At 53.1% G+C, this 15,358-nt stretch carries 21 protein-coding genes; 11 read left to right on the top strand and 10 right to left on the bottom strand.

Features of this window, described 5'->3' with window-relative positions:
* Positions 1 to 53 precede the first annotated feature (53 nt).
* Positions 54 to 446 (top strand): VOC family protein, encoded by a 393-nt coding sequence (locus H6F67_RS13385; RefSeq protein WP_190767100.1) that lies wholly within the window; start codon positions 54 to 56, stop codon positions 444 to 446.
* Positions 447 to 545: 99 nt separating this feature from the next.
* On the opposite strand, the gene H6F67_RS13380 is transcribed toward H6F67_RS13385, so the two are convergent.
* The gene (locus H6F67_RS13380) at positions 546 to 1,937 is read right to left on the bottom strand and encodes a GTP-binding protein (RefSeq protein WP_199304397.1); all 1,392 of its coding nucleotides are present in this window, start codon (positions 1,935 to 1,937) and stop codon (positions 546 to 548) included.
* Between the two features lie 164 nt (positions 1,938 to 2,101).
* On the opposite strand from H6F67_RS13380, the gene H6F67_RS13375 reads away from it, so the two are divergent.
* Positions 2,102 to 2,296 carry a heavy-metal-associated domain-containing protein gene (locus H6F67_RS13375; protein WP_190767099.1) on the top strand — a complete coding sequence of 65 codons (195 nt, stop codon included), beginning with the start codon at positions 2,102 to 2,104 and terminating at the stop codon, positions 2,294 to 2,296.
* Between the two features lie 71 nt (positions 2,297 to 2,367).
* Here H6F67_RS13375 and H6F67_RS13370 read toward each other — a convergent pair whose 3' ends face one another.
* Positions 2,368 to 2,697: a hypothetical protein gene (locus tag H6F67_RS13370; RefSeq protein ID WP_190767098.1), complete on the bottom strand. Its 330-nt coding sequence runs from the start codon at positions 2,695 to 2,697 to the stop codon at positions 2,368 to 2,370.
* A gap of 399 nt (positions 2,698 to 3,096) precedes the next feature.
* Between H6F67_RS13370 and H6F67_RS13365 the strand changes: the two genes are divergently transcribed.
* The gene (locus tag H6F67_RS13365; protein WP_190767097.1) at positions 3,097 to 3,858 is read left to right on the top strand and encodes an SDR family NAD(P)-dependent oxidoreductase; all 762 of its coding nucleotides are present in this window, start codon (positions 3,097 to 3,099) and stop codon (positions 3,856 to 3,858) included.
* Between the two features lie 53 nt (positions 3,859 to 3,911).
* On the opposite strand, the gene H6F67_RS13360 is transcribed toward H6F67_RS13365, so the two are convergent.
* Positions 3,912 to 4,124 carry a helix-turn-helix transcriptional regulator gene (locus H6F67_RS13360; protein WP_190767096.1) on the bottom strand — a complete coding sequence of 71 codons (213 nt, stop codon included), beginning with the start codon at positions 4,122 to 4,124 and terminating at the stop codon, positions 3,912 to 3,914.
* Positions 4,125 to 4,293: 169 nt separating this feature from the next.
* Here H6F67_RS13360 and H6F67_RS13355 point away from each other — a divergent pair, with 169 nt between their 5' ends.
* Positions 4,294 to 4,476 (top strand): hypothetical protein, encoded by a 183-nt coding sequence (locus H6F67_RS13355; protein ID WP_190767095.1) that lies wholly within the window; start codon positions 4,294 to 4,296, stop codon positions 4,474 to 4,476.
* On the opposite strand, the gene H6F67_RS13350 is transcribed toward H6F67_RS13355, so the two are convergent.
* The 4 genes from H6F67_RS13350 to rpsF all read right to left on the bottom strand — a co-directional run bounded on the left by H6F67_RS13350 (position 4,473) and on the right by rpsF (position 7,074).
* Positions 4,473 to 5,084 (bottom strand): hypothetical protein, encoded by a 612-nt coding sequence (locus H6F67_RS13350; protein ID WP_190767094.1) that lies wholly within the window; start codon positions 5,082 to 5,084, stop codon positions 4,473 to 4,475. The genes H6F67_RS13355 and H6F67_RS13350 overlap by 4 nt on opposite strands.
* Positions 5,085 to 5,633: an Npun_F5560 family protein gene (locus tag H6F67_RS13345; RefSeq protein WP_190767226.1), complete on the bottom strand. Its 549-nt coding sequence runs from the start codon at positions 5,631 to 5,633 to the stop codon at positions 5,085 to 5,087.
* Entirely contained in the window at positions 5,627 to 6,637 is a 1,011-nt protein-coding gene (locus tag H6F67_RS13340) for an NAD(P)/FAD-dependent oxidoreductase (RefSeq protein ID WP_190767093.1), read from the bottom strand. The genes H6F67_RS13345 and H6F67_RS13340 overlap by 7 nt, the downstream gene beginning before the upstream one ends.
* A 122-nt stretch (positions 6,638 to 6,759) precedes the next feature.
* Positions 6,760 to 7,074 (bottom strand): 30S ribosomal protein S6, encoded by a 315-nt coding sequence (rpsF, locus tag H6F67_RS13335; protein WP_190767092.1) that lies wholly within the window; start codon positions 7,072 to 7,074, stop codon positions 6,760 to 6,762.
* 140 nt (positions 7,075 to 7,214) lie between these two features.
* Between rpsF and H6F67_RS13330 the strand changes: the two genes are divergently transcribed.
* Positions 7,215 to 8,000 (top strand): fumarylacetoacetate hydrolase family protein, encoded by a 786-nt coding sequence (locus H6F67_RS13330; RefSeq protein ID WP_190767091.1) that lies wholly within the window; start codon positions 7,215 to 7,217, stop codon positions 7,998 to 8,000.
* Here the strand turns inward: H6F67_RS13330 and H6F67_RS13325 are convergent.
* The 3 genes from H6F67_RS13325 to H6F67_RS13315 all read right to left on the bottom strand — a co-directional run bounded on the left by H6F67_RS13325 (position 7,993) and on the right by H6F67_RS13315 (position 9,517).
* Entirely contained in the window at positions 7,993 to 8,475 is a 483-nt protein-coding gene (locus tag H6F67_RS13325) for a Tic20 family protein (RefSeq protein WP_190767090.1), read from the bottom strand. The genes H6F67_RS13330 and H6F67_RS13325 overlap by 8 nt on opposite strands.
* Positions 8,476 to 8,559: 84 nt before the next feature.
* The gene (locus H6F67_RS13320) at positions 8,560 to 8,757 is read right to left on the bottom strand and encodes a hypothetical protein (RefSeq protein WP_190767089.1); all 198 of its coding nucleotides are present in this window, start codon (positions 8,755 to 8,757) and stop codon (positions 8,560 to 8,562) included.
* Between the two features lie 373 nt (positions 8,758 to 9,130).
* Positions 9,131 to 9,517 carry a hypothetical protein gene (locus H6F67_RS13315; protein WP_190767088.1) on the bottom strand — a complete coding sequence of 129 codons (387 nt, stop codon included), beginning with the start codon at positions 9,515 to 9,517 and terminating at the stop codon, positions 9,131 to 9,133.
* Between the two features lie 299 nt (positions 9,518 to 9,816).
* On the opposite strand from H6F67_RS13315, the gene glyA reads away from it, so the two are divergent.
* The 6 genes from glyA to larE all read left to right on the top strand — a co-directional run bounded on the left by glyA (position 9,817) and on the right by larE (position 15,299).
* A complete protein-coding gene (gene glyA, locus H6F67_RS13310; protein WP_190767087.1) occupies positions 9,817 to 11,100 on the top strand; it encodes a serine hydroxymethyltransferase in 1,284 nt (427 codons plus the stop codon).
* Between the two features lie 262 nt (positions 11,101 to 11,362).
* Complete coding sequence (locus H6F67_RS13305; RefSeq protein WP_190767086.1) at positions 11,363 to 12,409, top strand: glycosyltransferase family 4 protein; 1,047 nt, start codon at positions 11,363 to 11,365, stop codon at positions 12,407 to 12,409.
* A complete protein-coding gene (locus H6F67_RS13300) occupies positions 12,396 to 13,661 on the top strand; it encodes a competence/damage-inducible protein A (protein ID WP_190767085.1) in 1,266 nt (421 codons plus the stop codon). The genes H6F67_RS13305 and H6F67_RS13300 overlap by 14 nt, the downstream gene beginning before the upstream one ends.
* 166 nt (positions 13,662 to 13,827) lie before the next feature.
* Positions 13,828 to 13,965: a hypothetical protein gene (locus H6F67_RS13295; protein ID WP_190767084.1), complete on the top strand. Its 138-nt coding sequence runs from the start codon at positions 13,828 to 13,830 to the stop codon at positions 13,963 to 13,965.
* Between the two features lie 6 nt (positions 13,966 to 13,971).
* Entirely contained in the window at positions 13,972 to 14,412 is a 441-nt protein-coding gene (gene aroQ / locus H6F67_RS13290; RefSeq protein ID WP_190767083.1) for a type II 3-dehydroquinate dehydratase, read from the top strand.
* A gap of 71 nt (positions 14,413 to 14,483) precedes the next feature.
* Entirely contained in the window at positions 14,484 to 15,299 is an 816-nt protein-coding gene (gene larE, locus H6F67_RS13285; RefSeq protein ID WP_190767082.1) for an ATP-dependent sacrificial sulfur transferase LarE, read from the top strand.
* Positions 15,300 to 15,358 lie beyond the last annotated feature (59 nt).

The following is a 15,358-nucleotide window of genomic DNA, read 5'->3' as shown; positions in this document are numbered from 1 at the left end:
AGTCATTATGAGTATGATTAGAGCATCCCAGCGGGCACTGCCAGGAGGCAACCATGTTCCACCGTTTTGAGCATGTCAATCTTTCGTGTCACGATCTCGAAGCCAGCCACCAGTTTTATCAAACGCTATTTCCTGACTGGATGGTGCGAGCAGAAGGCGAAACTTCAGTGAGTCGCTGGATGCACTTTGGCGATCGCCAGTTCTATCTCGCGCTCAATCATGCGCCTCACGCCAAACGCGATCATCACGCTTATGAATCGATCGGCGTGAATCATGTCGGCTTTGTGATCGACGATGGCGACAAAATGAAAGCGCTGCTCGATCGCGCCGGAATTGAATATTACACTTACGATTCGCCGGAGACCAAGCATCGCATTTACGTGAATGATCCCGACGGTAACGAAATTGAATTAGTCGAATATCAAGCCGATTATGCGCTGAAATAGCGTGAGAAAAGCCAGGAAATAAATTTCCAGCTTAACTCTCCATTTGAACGGGTTAGGGCGTGTTTGAGACGGTGAGCGAGTCTGGCGGTAAACGCTCGATCACTCTCCGGTTAATTCGCGGCGCAAGCGCTGCACGATCGAATCTGGTTCAACCTGTGACAGAATTTCTTGAATGACGGTGCTGGCTCCTTCTTGTCCCCAAGAGCAGCCTTGTTCCAGGTAGACTTGGGCGGCTTTGCCGACTCGGTAGGTTCCGTATCCAGCCAAGGTAGCCTGAGCGATCGCGGCTCCACCATAGGCGGCAATGCCCGATGCGCCGTCGAAGGCGGTGGCGACGGCTGAGGCGCTTTTGCCAGCACCGAGCAAAAGGCCGCTGCCAATCTCGCCAAGCAGCAGGCCGCCAGAACTAAGCAGGATGGTGTTCCAAAGTTTGCTGGCTTCGTAGCGGGTCATGGGTAGACCATAGAGTCGGGCAAGCGATCGAATCATCACCAAATCGGTAACGGCTCCGCCTATCAAGTCAAGGACGGCGATCGGGTTGAGGCCGACGGCGATCGATTTCCATTTGGCGAACTGCCAGATCAAGTCATCCGCTTCGGCTTTGTGCAGTCTGAGGCTCGTTTGGGCGATCGAATTTTCGCTGCGGCGGGCTTGTCGCAAAGCGGTGAGGGCAAGCAGCGATTTACCTTCGCGTCCGACAATTTCGATCAGTTTGCTCCTCAGCGGATCGATTTGTGTGGGTGGCGCTTCCCATTCGTGAACGATGCGTCCGTCCGGATATTCAACGCGCACTTCGATCGGCGCAGGCTCGGCAGCGACAAACACAATATCTTCGGGCGCAATCCGTAGCCGTTCACCAGAAAACTGCTGCTTCAGCTTGAGGTAGATCGTCTGTCGGTCTTGATCGGGATACAAATCGGTTTTGTTGAACACCAAAAGCAGCGGCTTGTGCGCGTCTTGCAGTTCGGCTAGGGCGCGATATTCCGTCCGCGTGATGTCTCCCGCAATTACAAACAAAATCAGATCGGCCTGTTCAATCACTTCTCGCGCCATTGCTTCGCGCAGTTGTCCGCCGACTTCATCAAGTCCGGGCGTGTCAATCAGTTCAACGTTGACGTTGAGGCCAGAAGTGTCGGGCGGCCAGTAGATCGATCGCGGATACTGCGTCACGCCATGCAGCGGTCCGGTTTGCAAAATCTTTTGCCCCAGCAGCGCATTGAGGACGGCAGATTTGCCGCGACTGACAAGCCCAAACACGGCAATGCGAAAAATGCCGCTGTTGAGCTTGTCAAGCGCACTGGAGATCTGATCGAGATCGGCTTTCAGGCTGGCTTGCAGTTCCACGCCTTGCGGTTGCCGGGCGGGAACGCGCAGCGCTTGCCGATAGCGATTGAGCGTTTGGCGCAAACTGGTACGGGCACGATCGAAATGTCCCTCTTGGGAACGAGCGGGAACGATCGCAGAATCAGACGAACGAGAAGGCGCACTCAAGGTATCACACCAAGAACATTGCACTTCCTATTCTCACTCATGCCGATCGCTCAAACGTTGGCGGAAAACCGAATCTTCGGCTTGACCTTCTACTCGACTGGAGGCTTCAAAATGAAAGCAAATAGCTTTGAGCAATCAACTGTTAATAATTCCCAATTTCTACCATGACGCTTCAATTTACGGTTCCCGATATGGCCTGCTCTGCTTGTGCCACCACCATTAGCCAAGCGGTCAACGCGATCGACCCTGCTGCTAAAGTTTCTGCCGACACCAAAACCAAACAGGTGCAGATTGACACCATTGCCGATGAAACAACGGTGAAGCAGGCGATCGTGCAGGCTGGATATTCACCTGCCTAGCTGAGCGCTTAACCTTTAGATTGAGTTTGCGGGGACGCGATCGCTGCCGTCCCTTCCATGATTGAATAACACTACTCGTCAACTTCTTCTGGCACTTTAGCGTTGCGCTTTCTTGCCGTGCGTTCTTTAGTGGCTTGCCGTTTGCCAGCGGGCACATAGTTTTTCAACGTGGAAGCGCTAATATCAATGCCGCGATCGCCCAAAATTTTCGCAATATCCTCGTAACTATAGCCTTTTGCTAAGGCGGCTTTTATTTGGTCTTGTATTTGTGTAATGGCTTCCCGCAGCGATAGCTTCTCTTTCGGTTTCTCTGGCAGTTCTGCTAAGAAAGCGCCTGCCTGTTCCACTGATTTTTGAGAAACAATCGAGGTTTTAGGACGCTTCCCTGTCGCGCTCATCATTCTTTTGACCGAATTATTAACTGTAATTATCCTATGCCTTGATCGGGCGGCGATCGAATTGCAGAAATGATCTGTTGTGGTTCAAGTTCTGCGGCTTGCTGCGATCGCTGCGCCTGAAGTGTAGCAAAAATCCGGGTTAAAGGCATCCTGTCCACTGCAAATATCATTCAGCAGAATGAGAATTATTCCTAATAGGAATTTAGAAGGATTTTGCCTTGCTGCTGATGAAGTAAATTCGATTCAGCATTGTTTTGGCTAATTATCTTCACCGAAGAAGCTGTGTGTTCAAGCGATCAGTTGCAAAAAACTTTGGATAGTAAGAATCTGTCGCCAGCAAATGTGCGATCGCGCGATTCAAATAAATTACTGTTAAGAAAAAATCGCTTTGGACAAGTCAAAATGTTGAGCTTTGCAAATAAAACGGTGCTGGTGACGGGCAGCGATCGCGGCATCGGTCGAGCGGTTGCGGTTCAGTTTGCCGCAGCAGGAGCGCGGGTTGCCCTGCACTTCCACTCGCAGCAGGACGCGATCGAGCAGGTGCAATCGCAGTTAACCGGAAGCGGGCACATCACCGTGCAGGCAGATTTGGCGGATGTTGCGGCGATCGATCGAATGGTGAACGAGGCGATCGCGGCTTTTGGGCAAATCGATATTCTCGTCAACAACGCTGGAATTTATCAGACGCATCCGCTTGACGCGACGAAGTTTGATGAGTGGCAGGCCGTTTGGCAGAAGACGATCGCCGTGAATCTACTCGGCAGCGTGCATACGGCTTACGCTGTGGCGCAGCACATGATTCCGCGTCGCCAAGGCCGAATTATCAACATCACGTCTCGCGGGGCGTTTCGGGGTGAGCCGACTGCGCCTGCTTATGCAGCAAGTAAGGCGGGGTTGAATGCGTTTAGCCAGTCAATCGCTCAACACCTTGCGCCGTATGGAATTAGCGTTAGTGCGATCGCACCGGGATGGGTAGAAACGGAAATGTCGCGATCGACGCTCGAAAGTCCTCAAGGCGAGGCAATCCGTGCTCAAAGCGGCTTCAATCGAGTTGCCCGTCCAGAAGAGATCGCCCATACGGTTTTGTTTTTGGCCTCAGAACAGGCGGAATTTCTGACAGGCGCGATCGTAGATATCAACGGCGCAAGCTACCTCCGCAGCTAAAAATCCTCAAAGTCCCCCAGAATGGGGGATTTAGGGGGCTGTCACAAGGCAATCTACTCTTCCAAGACTTCCACTAAATCCTCGATCGCCACATCAAAAGCACGAGCAATTTTCTGAACTGCCGCATAGTCAATCATTGCCATCTTGTCGCGACGAACGTAACTTCTAATTGTGCTGTAAGCAACACCAGAGCGATCGGCAACTTGCTTGTATGTCCAGCCTCGTTCTTCCGAAAGTTCTTTAATCCGCAGCCTAACCAGCCCCATTTTCAGGTGTTGACTTTTGATGCAATTGCATCGATGATAAATTTACACTGAATTGATGCAATTGCATCAGCGGTGGATCTAAACAAACAAGAGCGATCGATCGCCTTGCCTGGAAAACGAGAGATCGATCGCTGTTCCTCAACCCCGCAAACGCGGGAAGGATTGCCCTATGATATCAAGCTTCCAACGCAATTCCAAACTCTATCCTTGGTGCATCGTTCGGCAGTTGCCAAATATGCAGCGAATTACGATCGCCCGCTTCCACCACCGCAGCAACGCCGACGGATATCTCAGCGTCTTACGGCGAATTGAACCGGAAGCGAATTTTGTTCTTGTGTTTGCACCAAATTAGGAAACCGTTTTGTAGTCTGCTGAGCCTGCGATCGCCAAATCTACGATCGCCTGATGCGATAAACACTTCCAATGACATTCATACAAGTTCGGAAGCTGAACGCCAATGCTGGCGATCGCGGGTGCAGCGGGAAACGGCCACAGTCGATCGAACACGACTGCGTGATCAGCAAGGCCAAACTGAAGCAGATAAACGGATGGAGGCGCAGCCAGTTCACGCATCAGGATTTGCCCCAGAGCGTAGAGCGGCTGGCGGAGGCGATCGCTCAGATGCAAAGGCTGCTGGTAGGCGTCTGCAACAGTTGTAATGACTTCGCCGTATAAAGTGCCTTTGGCGGTGTGGACGATCGGGAGCCAGTGCGACCCGGAGCCGATGCCATAGTCGAATTTGCGGACGCGATCGCGCATTCCATCGAAGTCACAACAGGCTTGAAAGACCGCTTGACCGGGAAACTCAACATCCGGCAGATTAAAGGTGAGCGGACAGATCAGATCGGCAGGAACGGCAGTCGCGATCGAGCCGCCGTCCGCTTCAACTGCTTGACGCAAAGCTTCGATCGCCGTTTGCTGCCAAGCTTCGGCGCGGGTGAGGACAAGAACCGATTTCACTTAGATGTCGCCAAAGGTGGGAATGGCAGGCGATCCCATGCGGGGAAAGCTGGGCAGGTCGATATGTGTGGTGCGACGGGTGCGAACCGCCAGTCGATAGCTGACGCTTTGCAGTTCGGCCTGAAGCTGACGATTTTCTCGCTGGATCAGCGCCATTTTTTCTTTCACCGGGGCGAGTCGTTCGGTGAATTTCTTCTTATAGATCTGCGGAAGTTCCTGCACGACCTGTTCGAGCATTCTGGATCGATCGGTCAACTCCTGCACCGATTGGCGAAGCTGATAAATTTCACCGTCGCGGGCGGCGATTTGCTCTTGATAGAACATCACCTGCTGCTCGACGCCCTGAAGCTGTTCACGCAGCGATCGCATTTCGCTCATGTGGCGTTCCGACACTTCCGGGCTGGGCATAAAGCCTGTATTGCCCTTGACGAGGCGAAACAGTTCTTGCGAAAGCTGCTGCACAAGCTGGTCGCGCATTTCCAGTTCGTCATGCAGGCGCGTCACTTCGGTTTGTAGTTCTGGCAGATTGGGGACAGGCTGATTCACGATAAGGCTCCGATCGGCTCAACGATGTTTTCTTGCCAGCGGCGCGGCGGAGAAGCCCGACGAATTTCGCGCCAAATAGCGGTAGCAGCTAATGTACCATCTGCAACGGCAATTGACACCTGATTTATCCCTTCTTTTAAATCTCCGACTGCAAAAATGCGCGGATGCGAAGTTCGACACATCGAATCGGTGACAAGATTCTCGCCTTTCCAGGTCAAATCGAGGTTCTTGAGATAGCCGTTGTGGTACTGCGACCCCATCGAAACCAGTCCGGTTTCCAGTTCAATCTGCTTGCCGTCAATGAGTTCCACGCCCGTCATCGTGTGCTTTTCACCCAAAAAGCGCTGGATTGGCGTTTCAACTAAGGGGAAGCCATATTCTTTCAGCTTTTGCCGCATCTCGTCACCGACTTCGCAAAGTCCATGCGTGAACACGGTGATGTATGGCGTGAACCAGTTGAGAACGAAGGCCGTATTAATCGCGTTTTCCGTGTTGACAAACAGGCCGCACTTGAGATCGGCCATTTCGTAGCCGTCACAGATCATGCAGACATGCAGGTTATAGCCTGCGTAGTCAAAGACGTTCTGCATGTCCTCAAGCTGCGGCAAATTGTCGATGATGCCGCTGGCGGCGATTAGATATTTCGATCGAAACGTCACGCCTGTAGCATCTTGCTTACCGACTTTCACATTCACAGCAAAGGTGTCATCTTCGGCTTCCTCAACACTCTCTACAAAGCCGCGCAGATGATCGCCTCCCAGCGAGAGGAAATGCTCTTGCCCCTGATTGAGAACGTCACGACCGGGAGTTTCCGGCGTTTGGCCGAGGAAGTTGCGGACATCTTGCATCCAAAACGATCGCCCCTTTCCTTTTTCAATCACCAAACACGACAAGCGATAGCGCTGAAGATAGATCGCTGCCGACAAGCCGCCCATGCCGCCTCCAACAATGATCACGTCATACAGATGATCAAGCCGCTGATCGAGATTCTTCCTAGAGAGTTTCATAAAGCTCGTTCCCTTCAGAAAAATGACAAAAGCTGGAAGTGCAATTACCTCCAGCCTAACGCTACGTCAGTAGATTTTCGATATCGGATCTTGCGATCGAAGCAATCGGTTTTGCGATCGCGCTATGCTTCAACTGCTTCTGTCGCTTCTACTTCCTGCTTAACGGTCAAATAGCGAAGCACCTCTTCGCTCAGACGCATTGCCCGCTCCAGAACGGCTACGGCAGTTCCCGGCGCTTTGTAGTTCATCTGAATGTAAACACCTTCGCGCTGCCGCTTAATTTCGTAAGCGAGGCGACGCTTGCCGCGATGCTGCGTTTCAATATCTGACGCACCTTGTTCAGCCAAGATGTTTTGATACTTGGCGATCGCCGCATCGGTTTGTTCTTCGCCCAAATCGGTACGCAGGATGTACATCGTTTCGTAAACAAAAGCCATGACAAAAATCTCCTTGTGGACAAAATGGTCTTTCATGGCACGATCGCCTCACGGACTCGCTCTAACTTGAAGCCGAAAGGTCGATCGCACGGAAAAGACAAGGAACTACAATCATATACCAGGTTCAGGACAATCGGCTTATGGCACAGCGCTACGTCCGCATTCAAACTACGTCAGGTCAGCTTTTCTATGGCTTGCTGCTGCTCGATCGCCAAGTGCAGATTCTCGATGCTCCACCTTGGCTGGCCGGACAACCCACCGAGCAAACGATCGCGCCCGACGACTATCACCTGCTTGCACCCTGTGCCCCGTCCAAAATTATTGCGATTGGCAAAAACTATTTGAAACACGCGATCGAAATGGGCGGCGAAGTGCCCAAAGAACCGCTGCTGTTCATGAAGCCTTCGACGGCTGTGATTGCCCCGAATGCTCAAATTCACTATCCGCCACAGTCGCAGCGAGTTGACTATGAAGGCGAATTGGCGTTAGTCATTGGCGATCGCTGTGTGGACTGTACGCCCGAACAGGCACAAAGCAAAATTTGGGGCTATACGATCGCCAACGATGTCACCGCCCGCGATCTGCAAAAGTCCGATGGGCAGTGGACACGCGCCAAAGGCTTCGACACCTTTTGCCCCCTGGGACCTTGGATTGTGCGCGAACTCAATCCGGGCGCAAAGCTGCAAACCTTTTTGAACAACAATCTCGTTCAGTCTGCGCTAATCAGCGAGATGAATTTTCCGCCAGATGTCCTGGTTTCTTACATCAGCCAGGCGATCACGCTGCTGCCTGGAGATGTAGTGCTGACGGGGACACCGGAAGGCGTGGGGGCAATGCAGACGGGCGATCGCGTCCGCATCGAGATTGAAGGAATCGGCTCACTAGAAAACTTGGTTGTGCCGCGCCAAACCCCCGTGCCTATCTAGGCAACTGCATGTAAACCGCATCCGAAAGCGTCGGAATTTCGGCAAAGCGACCCATCGCCGTCTGAGCGATTGAGTAAACGACAGCAGCGATCGTTCCCAGAAAAATCACGTTGTACAGCGTTTGCATCAGTAGGCCACCTCCCAAAATCGGAGCCAGCGCCAAATTCAGCACAATGCCACACAGCGCCAGAATAATGCTGAGCAAAATTGCCTGCATCGCATTAAAGCGAATGAAGTAAGGAATGTTGTCGTTGCGAACAACCAGCAGAAATACGGCGAAAAAGATAATCAAGCTGGCAAAGGGAAAGCCGTGATAGATCGCCAGCAGCGGTGTGATCGGCAGCAAGAGCGCATTCAAAACGGGAAACTGAGCGAACAGCACTTGCCCAAATGGAATGCCATCGAGCAGCGGCAGCAAATAGGGCAGCGAAGCGTAAACTCGATCGAGCGGAGTCGAAGAACCGCGCCAAGTCATTTCCAAATCTCCTGCTTTGAGCTAGTCCAGGCAGCGATCGCCACCAAGTTTCTAGGATAGCGTAATTGCTCAAGCGGGCGACTCTCACTCGATGTTGGCGATCCGAAAGCCCATCTGACACTCAAACTGATCGGGCAGGCGATCGCCCAGCTTGACAAGTGCACGACCACAGCGCAATTGGCCTTCTGTCCAGCGCGGCTGTCCGCTCGGATCTGCCATCAAACAGCTTTGACAAACTTGTTTAGGCTGTAATATTTGATTTTCCATCAAAATCACCAGCATAAAGCACCTCCCGCGATCGATTCACTTCACGCTGCTAGAATGCTCTGAAGCCTTTTGTACTCTCAGTTTAACGGCTCTCCCTCTACCTTGCTGTAACCTCGACAGCACTCTTAATGAATTCTGCCAACCGTCTATCGAATTCATTATTAAATCTGTCTGCGATCACTTTTTGGCTAGGTAGTTCTACTTCATGGAATCTAGCTTTGGCGCGATCGCTTTTCTGCTGTTGTTTCCTTAAAAACAAAGAAAGAGAGCGGGGTAGTTTTGCGGTTGCCTACCTTGCTCTCCTCATCTTTGAAGTAGCTACATTGCAATCTTGAGCTTGTTGTGGAGTGTGGCGCGATCGCCGTACAGGATTCAACTGACCAACGCCCTAGCCAAACAAGCTAATCGAAGCGGCAAAAGTTGCAAATTGACCGGAATTTGCAGGGGCAGGCGTTCCCGAAATTTTGATAAAGAAAGTTCCTTGGGGAAGCGATCGCCGCACCGAGCTATTCACGGTATCCAAGCGAGCAATTCGTTTTCCGGGTCGATTTCCGGCGGCTTGAAACACTTCCATTCGCGGCACAAACTCGCCTCCTGCAAATATAAGAAGTGGTGTCGTTGGTAAGGATGAACTGCCCCGAATCCGAAACCGATACCACTCTGCTCGCTCTCTGCCTTCGATCGTGTCTCCTATCTGAACTGAGGGTGAATTGCCGTTTCCAAGTACAGCCGTGCCCAGAAATTTGGCTTGTCGAAATGTATTTCCACCGTCCATTGTTGTCCTCCAAGAATGAAGTATGGGAATTAATCAGCGTGATTTGTGACGCAGGGCGATCGCACGATTGCCGCTGCCTCAGAAAATTCTCGCCACAAGATTCTATCCAAACGAAACCGGATCGCCAATTTTTGGTTGCAGGAGCGATCGAGTCTCAGCCGCCGCTAGCTGCGATTGCCAAATTATCCTGGAGTGGATCAGCGCTATGATCGATAATCTGGAAGGCTGTTTGTGCGGCGAGGCTGTTTTGTAGCGTTATTGAGTGCCCGTCGAAATCGTGATTTTCTTGAGGATGACTTGTGAGCGAAACCAATTCAGAAATTTTGGCGAAACGTGATCCGGCGATCGCAGCCTTGATCGATCAAGAGCTTCAAAGGCAGCGCGATCACCTCGAACTGATCGCTAGCGAAAACTTTACGTCGCCTGCGGTGCTGGCCGCTCAAGGTTCCGTGCTAACGAACAAATACGCAGAGGGCTTGCCGCAAAAGCGCTACTATGGCGGCTGTGAATTTGTCGATCGCGTCGAGCAAATTGCGATCGATCGTGCCAAAGAACTCTTCGGTGCAGCCCATGCCAACGTGCAGCCGCATTCGGGCGCACAGGCGAACGCCGCTGTCTTCCTAGCTCTGCTGCAACCGGGCGACAAAATTATGGGCATGGATTTGTCGCATGGCGGCCACCTGACGCACGGTTCGCCTGTGAATCTGTCAGGCAAATGGTTTGAGGTTAGCCACTACGGAGTCAGCCAGGAAACCGAGCAGCTTGACTACGACCAAATTCGCGATCTCGCCCTCCAGGTGCGCCCCAAGCTGATGATCTGCGGCTACTCGGCTTATTCGCGGGTGATTCGGTTTGACCAGTTTCGGGCGATCGCGGACGAGTGCGGAGCTATTCTGATGGCCGACATCGCTCACATTGCCGGACTTGTGGCAACCGGACATCACCCCAGCCCGATTCCCTACTGCGATGTCGTCACGACCACGACGCACAAAACCCTGCGCGGTCCCAGAGGTGGGCTGATCTTGACTCGCGATGCAGAACTGGGCAAAAAGCTCGACAAAGCCGTCTTTCCCGGTACGCAAGGTGGCCCCTTGGAACACGTGATCGCTGCCAAAGCCGTTGCTTTCGGTGAAGCGCTTCAGCCGGAATTCAAAACTTATTCCGGGCAAGTCGTGAAGAACGCCCAAGCCCTCGCCGCTCAGCTTCAAGAGCGCGATCTCAAAATCGTGTCGGGCGGAACCGATAACCACGTGATGCTGGTGGATTTGCGATCGATCCCGATGACCGGAAAGCAAGCCGATCAGCTTGTCAGTGCAGTCAACATCACCGCCAATAAAAACACGGTTCCCTTCGATCCTGAATCGCCGTTTGTCACCAGCGGTCTGCGCTTGGGTTCGCCTGCAATGACGACTCGTGGCATGGGCACAACCGAGTTTCGCGAAATTGGCAACATTATTGCCGATCGCCTGCTCAATCCCGACGATGAGTCGATCGCGCAGCAGTGCCGCCAGCGCGTTGCCAACTTGTGCGATCGCTTCCCGCTCTATCCCCATTTGAGCGTCGGAACGCCTGCACTGGTGTAGTGCAATTTAGTTTCTGAAAAAATCCGATCGATTCTCACGGGTCGATCGGATTTTTTGTTGCAGAATGAGTCAGATCGTTCTCCGGATCAGTGTGATTTCGGATCGAAGCAAGCACTATATCAAATGAGAGCAGCCTGGGCTGGCAGCGATCGAGCAATTCTGACTCTAAAGATAAGAATTAAATTTCGTGAAGCTCTAGCGTTAGTGCAATCATTCAGGTAGACTTTGGCTGAAACTAATCCACCTTGCCACTTGAGTTCTGATGCCTTACCAGCTCTATCACCTGGCTGCGTTTTCCGTTGCGGCGATCGTCGTTCTCGTCAGCACCCCCACGATTAAAGAAATTGGCCTTAAAAGCGGACGAGTTGATCTGCCCAATGCTCGCAAAATGCACCAGCGTCCGATGGTGCGATTGGGCGGCGTCTCGATTTTTCTAGGAACGCTGACTGCCCTGCTGGTAGTTTGGAATCTCGGTGGCTTCGGCGTTTTGCCACCGGAAAAGGAATATCAAATTTGGGGCGTGACGATCGGTGGTCTCGCGTTTTTTCTGATTGGCTTGGCTGATGATTTGGTTAGTCTGCCTGCGATCGCCCGCCTCCTGCTGCAATCCGCAGTGGCAGCAGGAGCGTGGTGGGTCGGTGTGCAAATCAACTTTCTCACCGTGCCGTTTCATGGCCTGATGCAACTGCCTGTTTGGGTCAGCTTGCCTGTCACGATCATTTGGCTGGTCGGCATGGCAAACGCGATCAACTGGATCGACGGACTCGATGGACTCGCCGCAGGCGTATCGGGAATTGCCGCTGTCGTCATGCTGATCGTCTGCCTATTTATGGATCAGCCCGCCGCCGCTTTGATCGCCGCCGCGCTTGCCGGAGGAGCATTAGGATTTTTGCGCTATAACTTCAATCCGGCTCAAATTTTCATGGGCGACGGCGGCGCGTACTTCATGGGCTTTACGCTGGCGGGAGTTGGCGTAGTCGGACTGGTTAAAAGCGTCACGACCGTCGCCGTTTTGCTGCCGTACTTGATTTTGGCGGTTCCAATTCTCGATATGTCTGCCGTCATTCTCGATCGCCTCCGCAACGGCAAATCTCCCTTTGTCGCGGATAAGCGACACCTCCACCATCGCCTTCTGCAAGCGGGACTCTCGCATCGCCTCACGGTTCTGTTCATCTACTCGCTAACGCTCTGGGTGGGAACGCTGGCTCTCGCCTTTTCAGGAATTCCCAGCGGGCTGGTGTATGCGATCGCCGCCACCGCGCTTTTGAGCTACACCAGTTGGAAAGTCATGCGTCATGCCCGCTCCTAGCGCCGAAATCATCTGCGTCGGAACCGAATTGCTCTTGGGCGAAATTCTCAACAGCAACGCGCAATTTCTCGCCCAGCAGCTTGCCGAATTGGGTATTCCTCACTTTTTTCAAACGGTCGTTGGTGACAATCTCGATCGCATCCATCAGGCAATCGCCACTGCCTGCGATCGATCCACACTCCTGATTTTTACAGGTGGCCTAGGTCCAACGCCCGACGATTTGACGACCGAGGCGATCGCCACTTTCTTTCAGACACGGCTGATTGAGCGATCGGAAGTAATTGAAGATCTCGATCGCAAATACGCTCAACGTGGCCGCGAACTCACGGCCAGCAATCGCAAACAAGCCCTTTTGCCCGAAGGCGCAACCATCCTGCCCAATCCTAGCGGCACGGCTCCCGGCTTAATCTGGGAACCGCGATCGAACCTCACACTATTGACCTTTCCAGGTGTTCCCAGCGAAATGCGGCGAATGTGGCAGGACGCAGTTCCATTCCTCAAGCAGCAAGGCTGGGGACAAACAGTGATTCTCAGCCGCACCCTGAGGTTTTGGGGAATCTCTGAATCTGGCCTTGCTGACAAAGTTACAGAATTTCTTAATCTTGCCAATCCGACCGTCGCGCCCTATGCGGCTCAAGGTGAAGTGCGGTTGCGCGTCACGGCAAAAGCGGCAACGGTTGAGGAGGCTAAAAAGGTAATTGACCCGATCGCCGCCCAACTGATCCAAATCGCTGGAGCCGACTACTTTGGCTCAGATGACGATACCCTAGCCAGCGTCGTAGCCGCGCTACTCAAACAGCGACAGGAAACCGTGAGCGTGGCGGAATCCTGCACAGGCGGCGGTTTGGGCGAAGCGCTGACGGCGATCGCAGGCAGTTCCAGCTACTTTGCAGGCGGCGTAATTTCCTATAGCAACGAGGTCAAGCAGTCGCTTCTCGGTGTGACTACTGAGGCACTGACGCAGCATGGAGCCGTCAGCGACATCGTGGCGCAGCAGATGGCAGCAGGAGTGCGCGATCGACTCGGTACAACCTGGGGCGTTGGCATTACCGGAATCGCGGGACCAGATGGCGGAACGGCAGCGAAACCCGTCGGACTAGTTTACATTGGGCTGGCAGGTGGGAATGCTGTAACCAGTGTGCGCTGCCAGTTCAGTTCACATCACGATCGCGCCCTTATCCGCCGCCTCAGCGTTTGCACCGCCCTCGATCTGCTGCGTCGCCAGCTTCTACCTTCGGAATTCACCGTCTAGAACTCGCGGAAGATGAAGTTGCCTTGATCATTTTCGATGATTGGTTATGATCAGATAAACGACAGTTGTTGACGTTTTTAGGCTAGGCGCTTCAGCACCGTTGAAATCTGATTGAGATCTTGGTCACGCTGCTGGTCTAGTCTATAAAAAAGGAGCTAGCTGATTGATGGATTACATCGAAAAGGTACTGGAAAAGCTAAAAGAATGGGCACAGCGCATCATCGACGCGCTGCTCGGCCCCGAATCGCAACCGGAACCCGAACCGATTCCCATTCCGGTGAACGATCGCCAACGTCGCAGATAACGATCGTTGCTTCGCATTCTCGTTCTACACGGCCCCAACCTTAACCTGCTAGGTCAGCGTGAACCGGGCGTGTATGGTAATGCCACGCTCAGCGATGTCAATGCGCTGCTTGAGCGAGAAGCCGATCGCCTTCAGGTGAAACTGGCGACGCTGCAATCGAACCATGAGGGCGCAATCATTGATGCGATTCATGGCGCGATCGATCAGCAGGACGGCATCGTGATCAATCCGGGCGCGTACACGCACACGAGCGTCGCCATTCGTGATGCGATCGCAGGTGTAAAAATCCCGACTGTCGAAGTCCATCTCAGCAACGTCTATCAGCGTGAGTCGTTTCGCCATCATTCGTTTATCGCTCCGGTCGCGATCGGTCAGATCAGCGGCTTCGGCGTGAATAGCTATCTCCTCGGTCTCCAAGCGATCGTTCGTCATCTCCAGCTCGCGTAGTTGCTACGCTAGATCGGTAAGGACTGGGTTTGCCGCAAGCGAATCCAGAATTTTCGATTGGAGTTGAAGCAATGACGCTGTTAGGAACGCTGGAACAGTTGCGATCGCTGTTTGCTGAAATGGATCGCGCTCTGATTGCCTATTCGGGCGGCATTGACAGTACTTTGGTCGCCAAAATTGCATATGACGTGCTGGGCGATCGCGCCTTGGCGGTGACGGCGAATTCCGCTTCACTGCTGCCGGAAGATCTCGAAGATGCCCGCATTCAAGCGGCAGAAATTGGCATTGCCCACGAAGTGGTTGAAACGCACGAAATTGACAATCCCAACTACAGCGCCAATCCGATCAACCGCTGTTATTTCTGCAAAAGCGAACTGCACGATACCTTGAAGCCGATCGCGATCGATCGCGGCTATCCCTACGTCGTCGATGGAGTCAACGCCGATGATTTGTCCGATTATCGTCCGGGCATTCAGGCGGCAAAAGAGCGGGGAGCGCGATCGCCTCTGGCCGAGGTCGGTATCACCAAGCTGGAAGTACGCGAACTCGCCAAGCATCTCGGTTTACCCTGGTGGGACAAGCCCGCGCAGCCCTGCCTCAGTTCGCGCTTTCCGTATGGCGAGGAAATTACGATCGCCAAGCTTCAGCGGGTTGGACGGGCAGAGCGCTATCTCAGGCAGATGGGACTGAAGAATTTGCGGGTGCGATCGGAAGGCGACACGGCACGAATCGAGCTGCCGCCCGCAGAAATCAAAACCTTTGTCCTAACTACTGACCTCGAAACGCTGGTTTCCGCCTTTCAAACCTACGGCTTTCGGTTTGTGACGCTGGATCTGGAAGGCTTCCGCAGCGGCAAATTGAATCAAGTGCTGGAGTTTGCCCGTTAGAGTGTGTTTTCAAAGCTCTAGAAGGAAAGGAGTGAATGGTGTGCGATCGATCCCCCAAA

Origin of the sequence: Microcoleus sp. FACHB-1515 (assembly GCF_014696105.1) — a bacterium.
Lineage (GTDB): Bacteria > Cyanobacteriota > Cyanobacteriia > Elainellales > Elainellaceae > JAAUTJ01.
The sequence above is the reverse complement of the archived record's forward strand: the minus strand, read 5'-3'. Positions and strand labels throughout refer to the sequence as shown.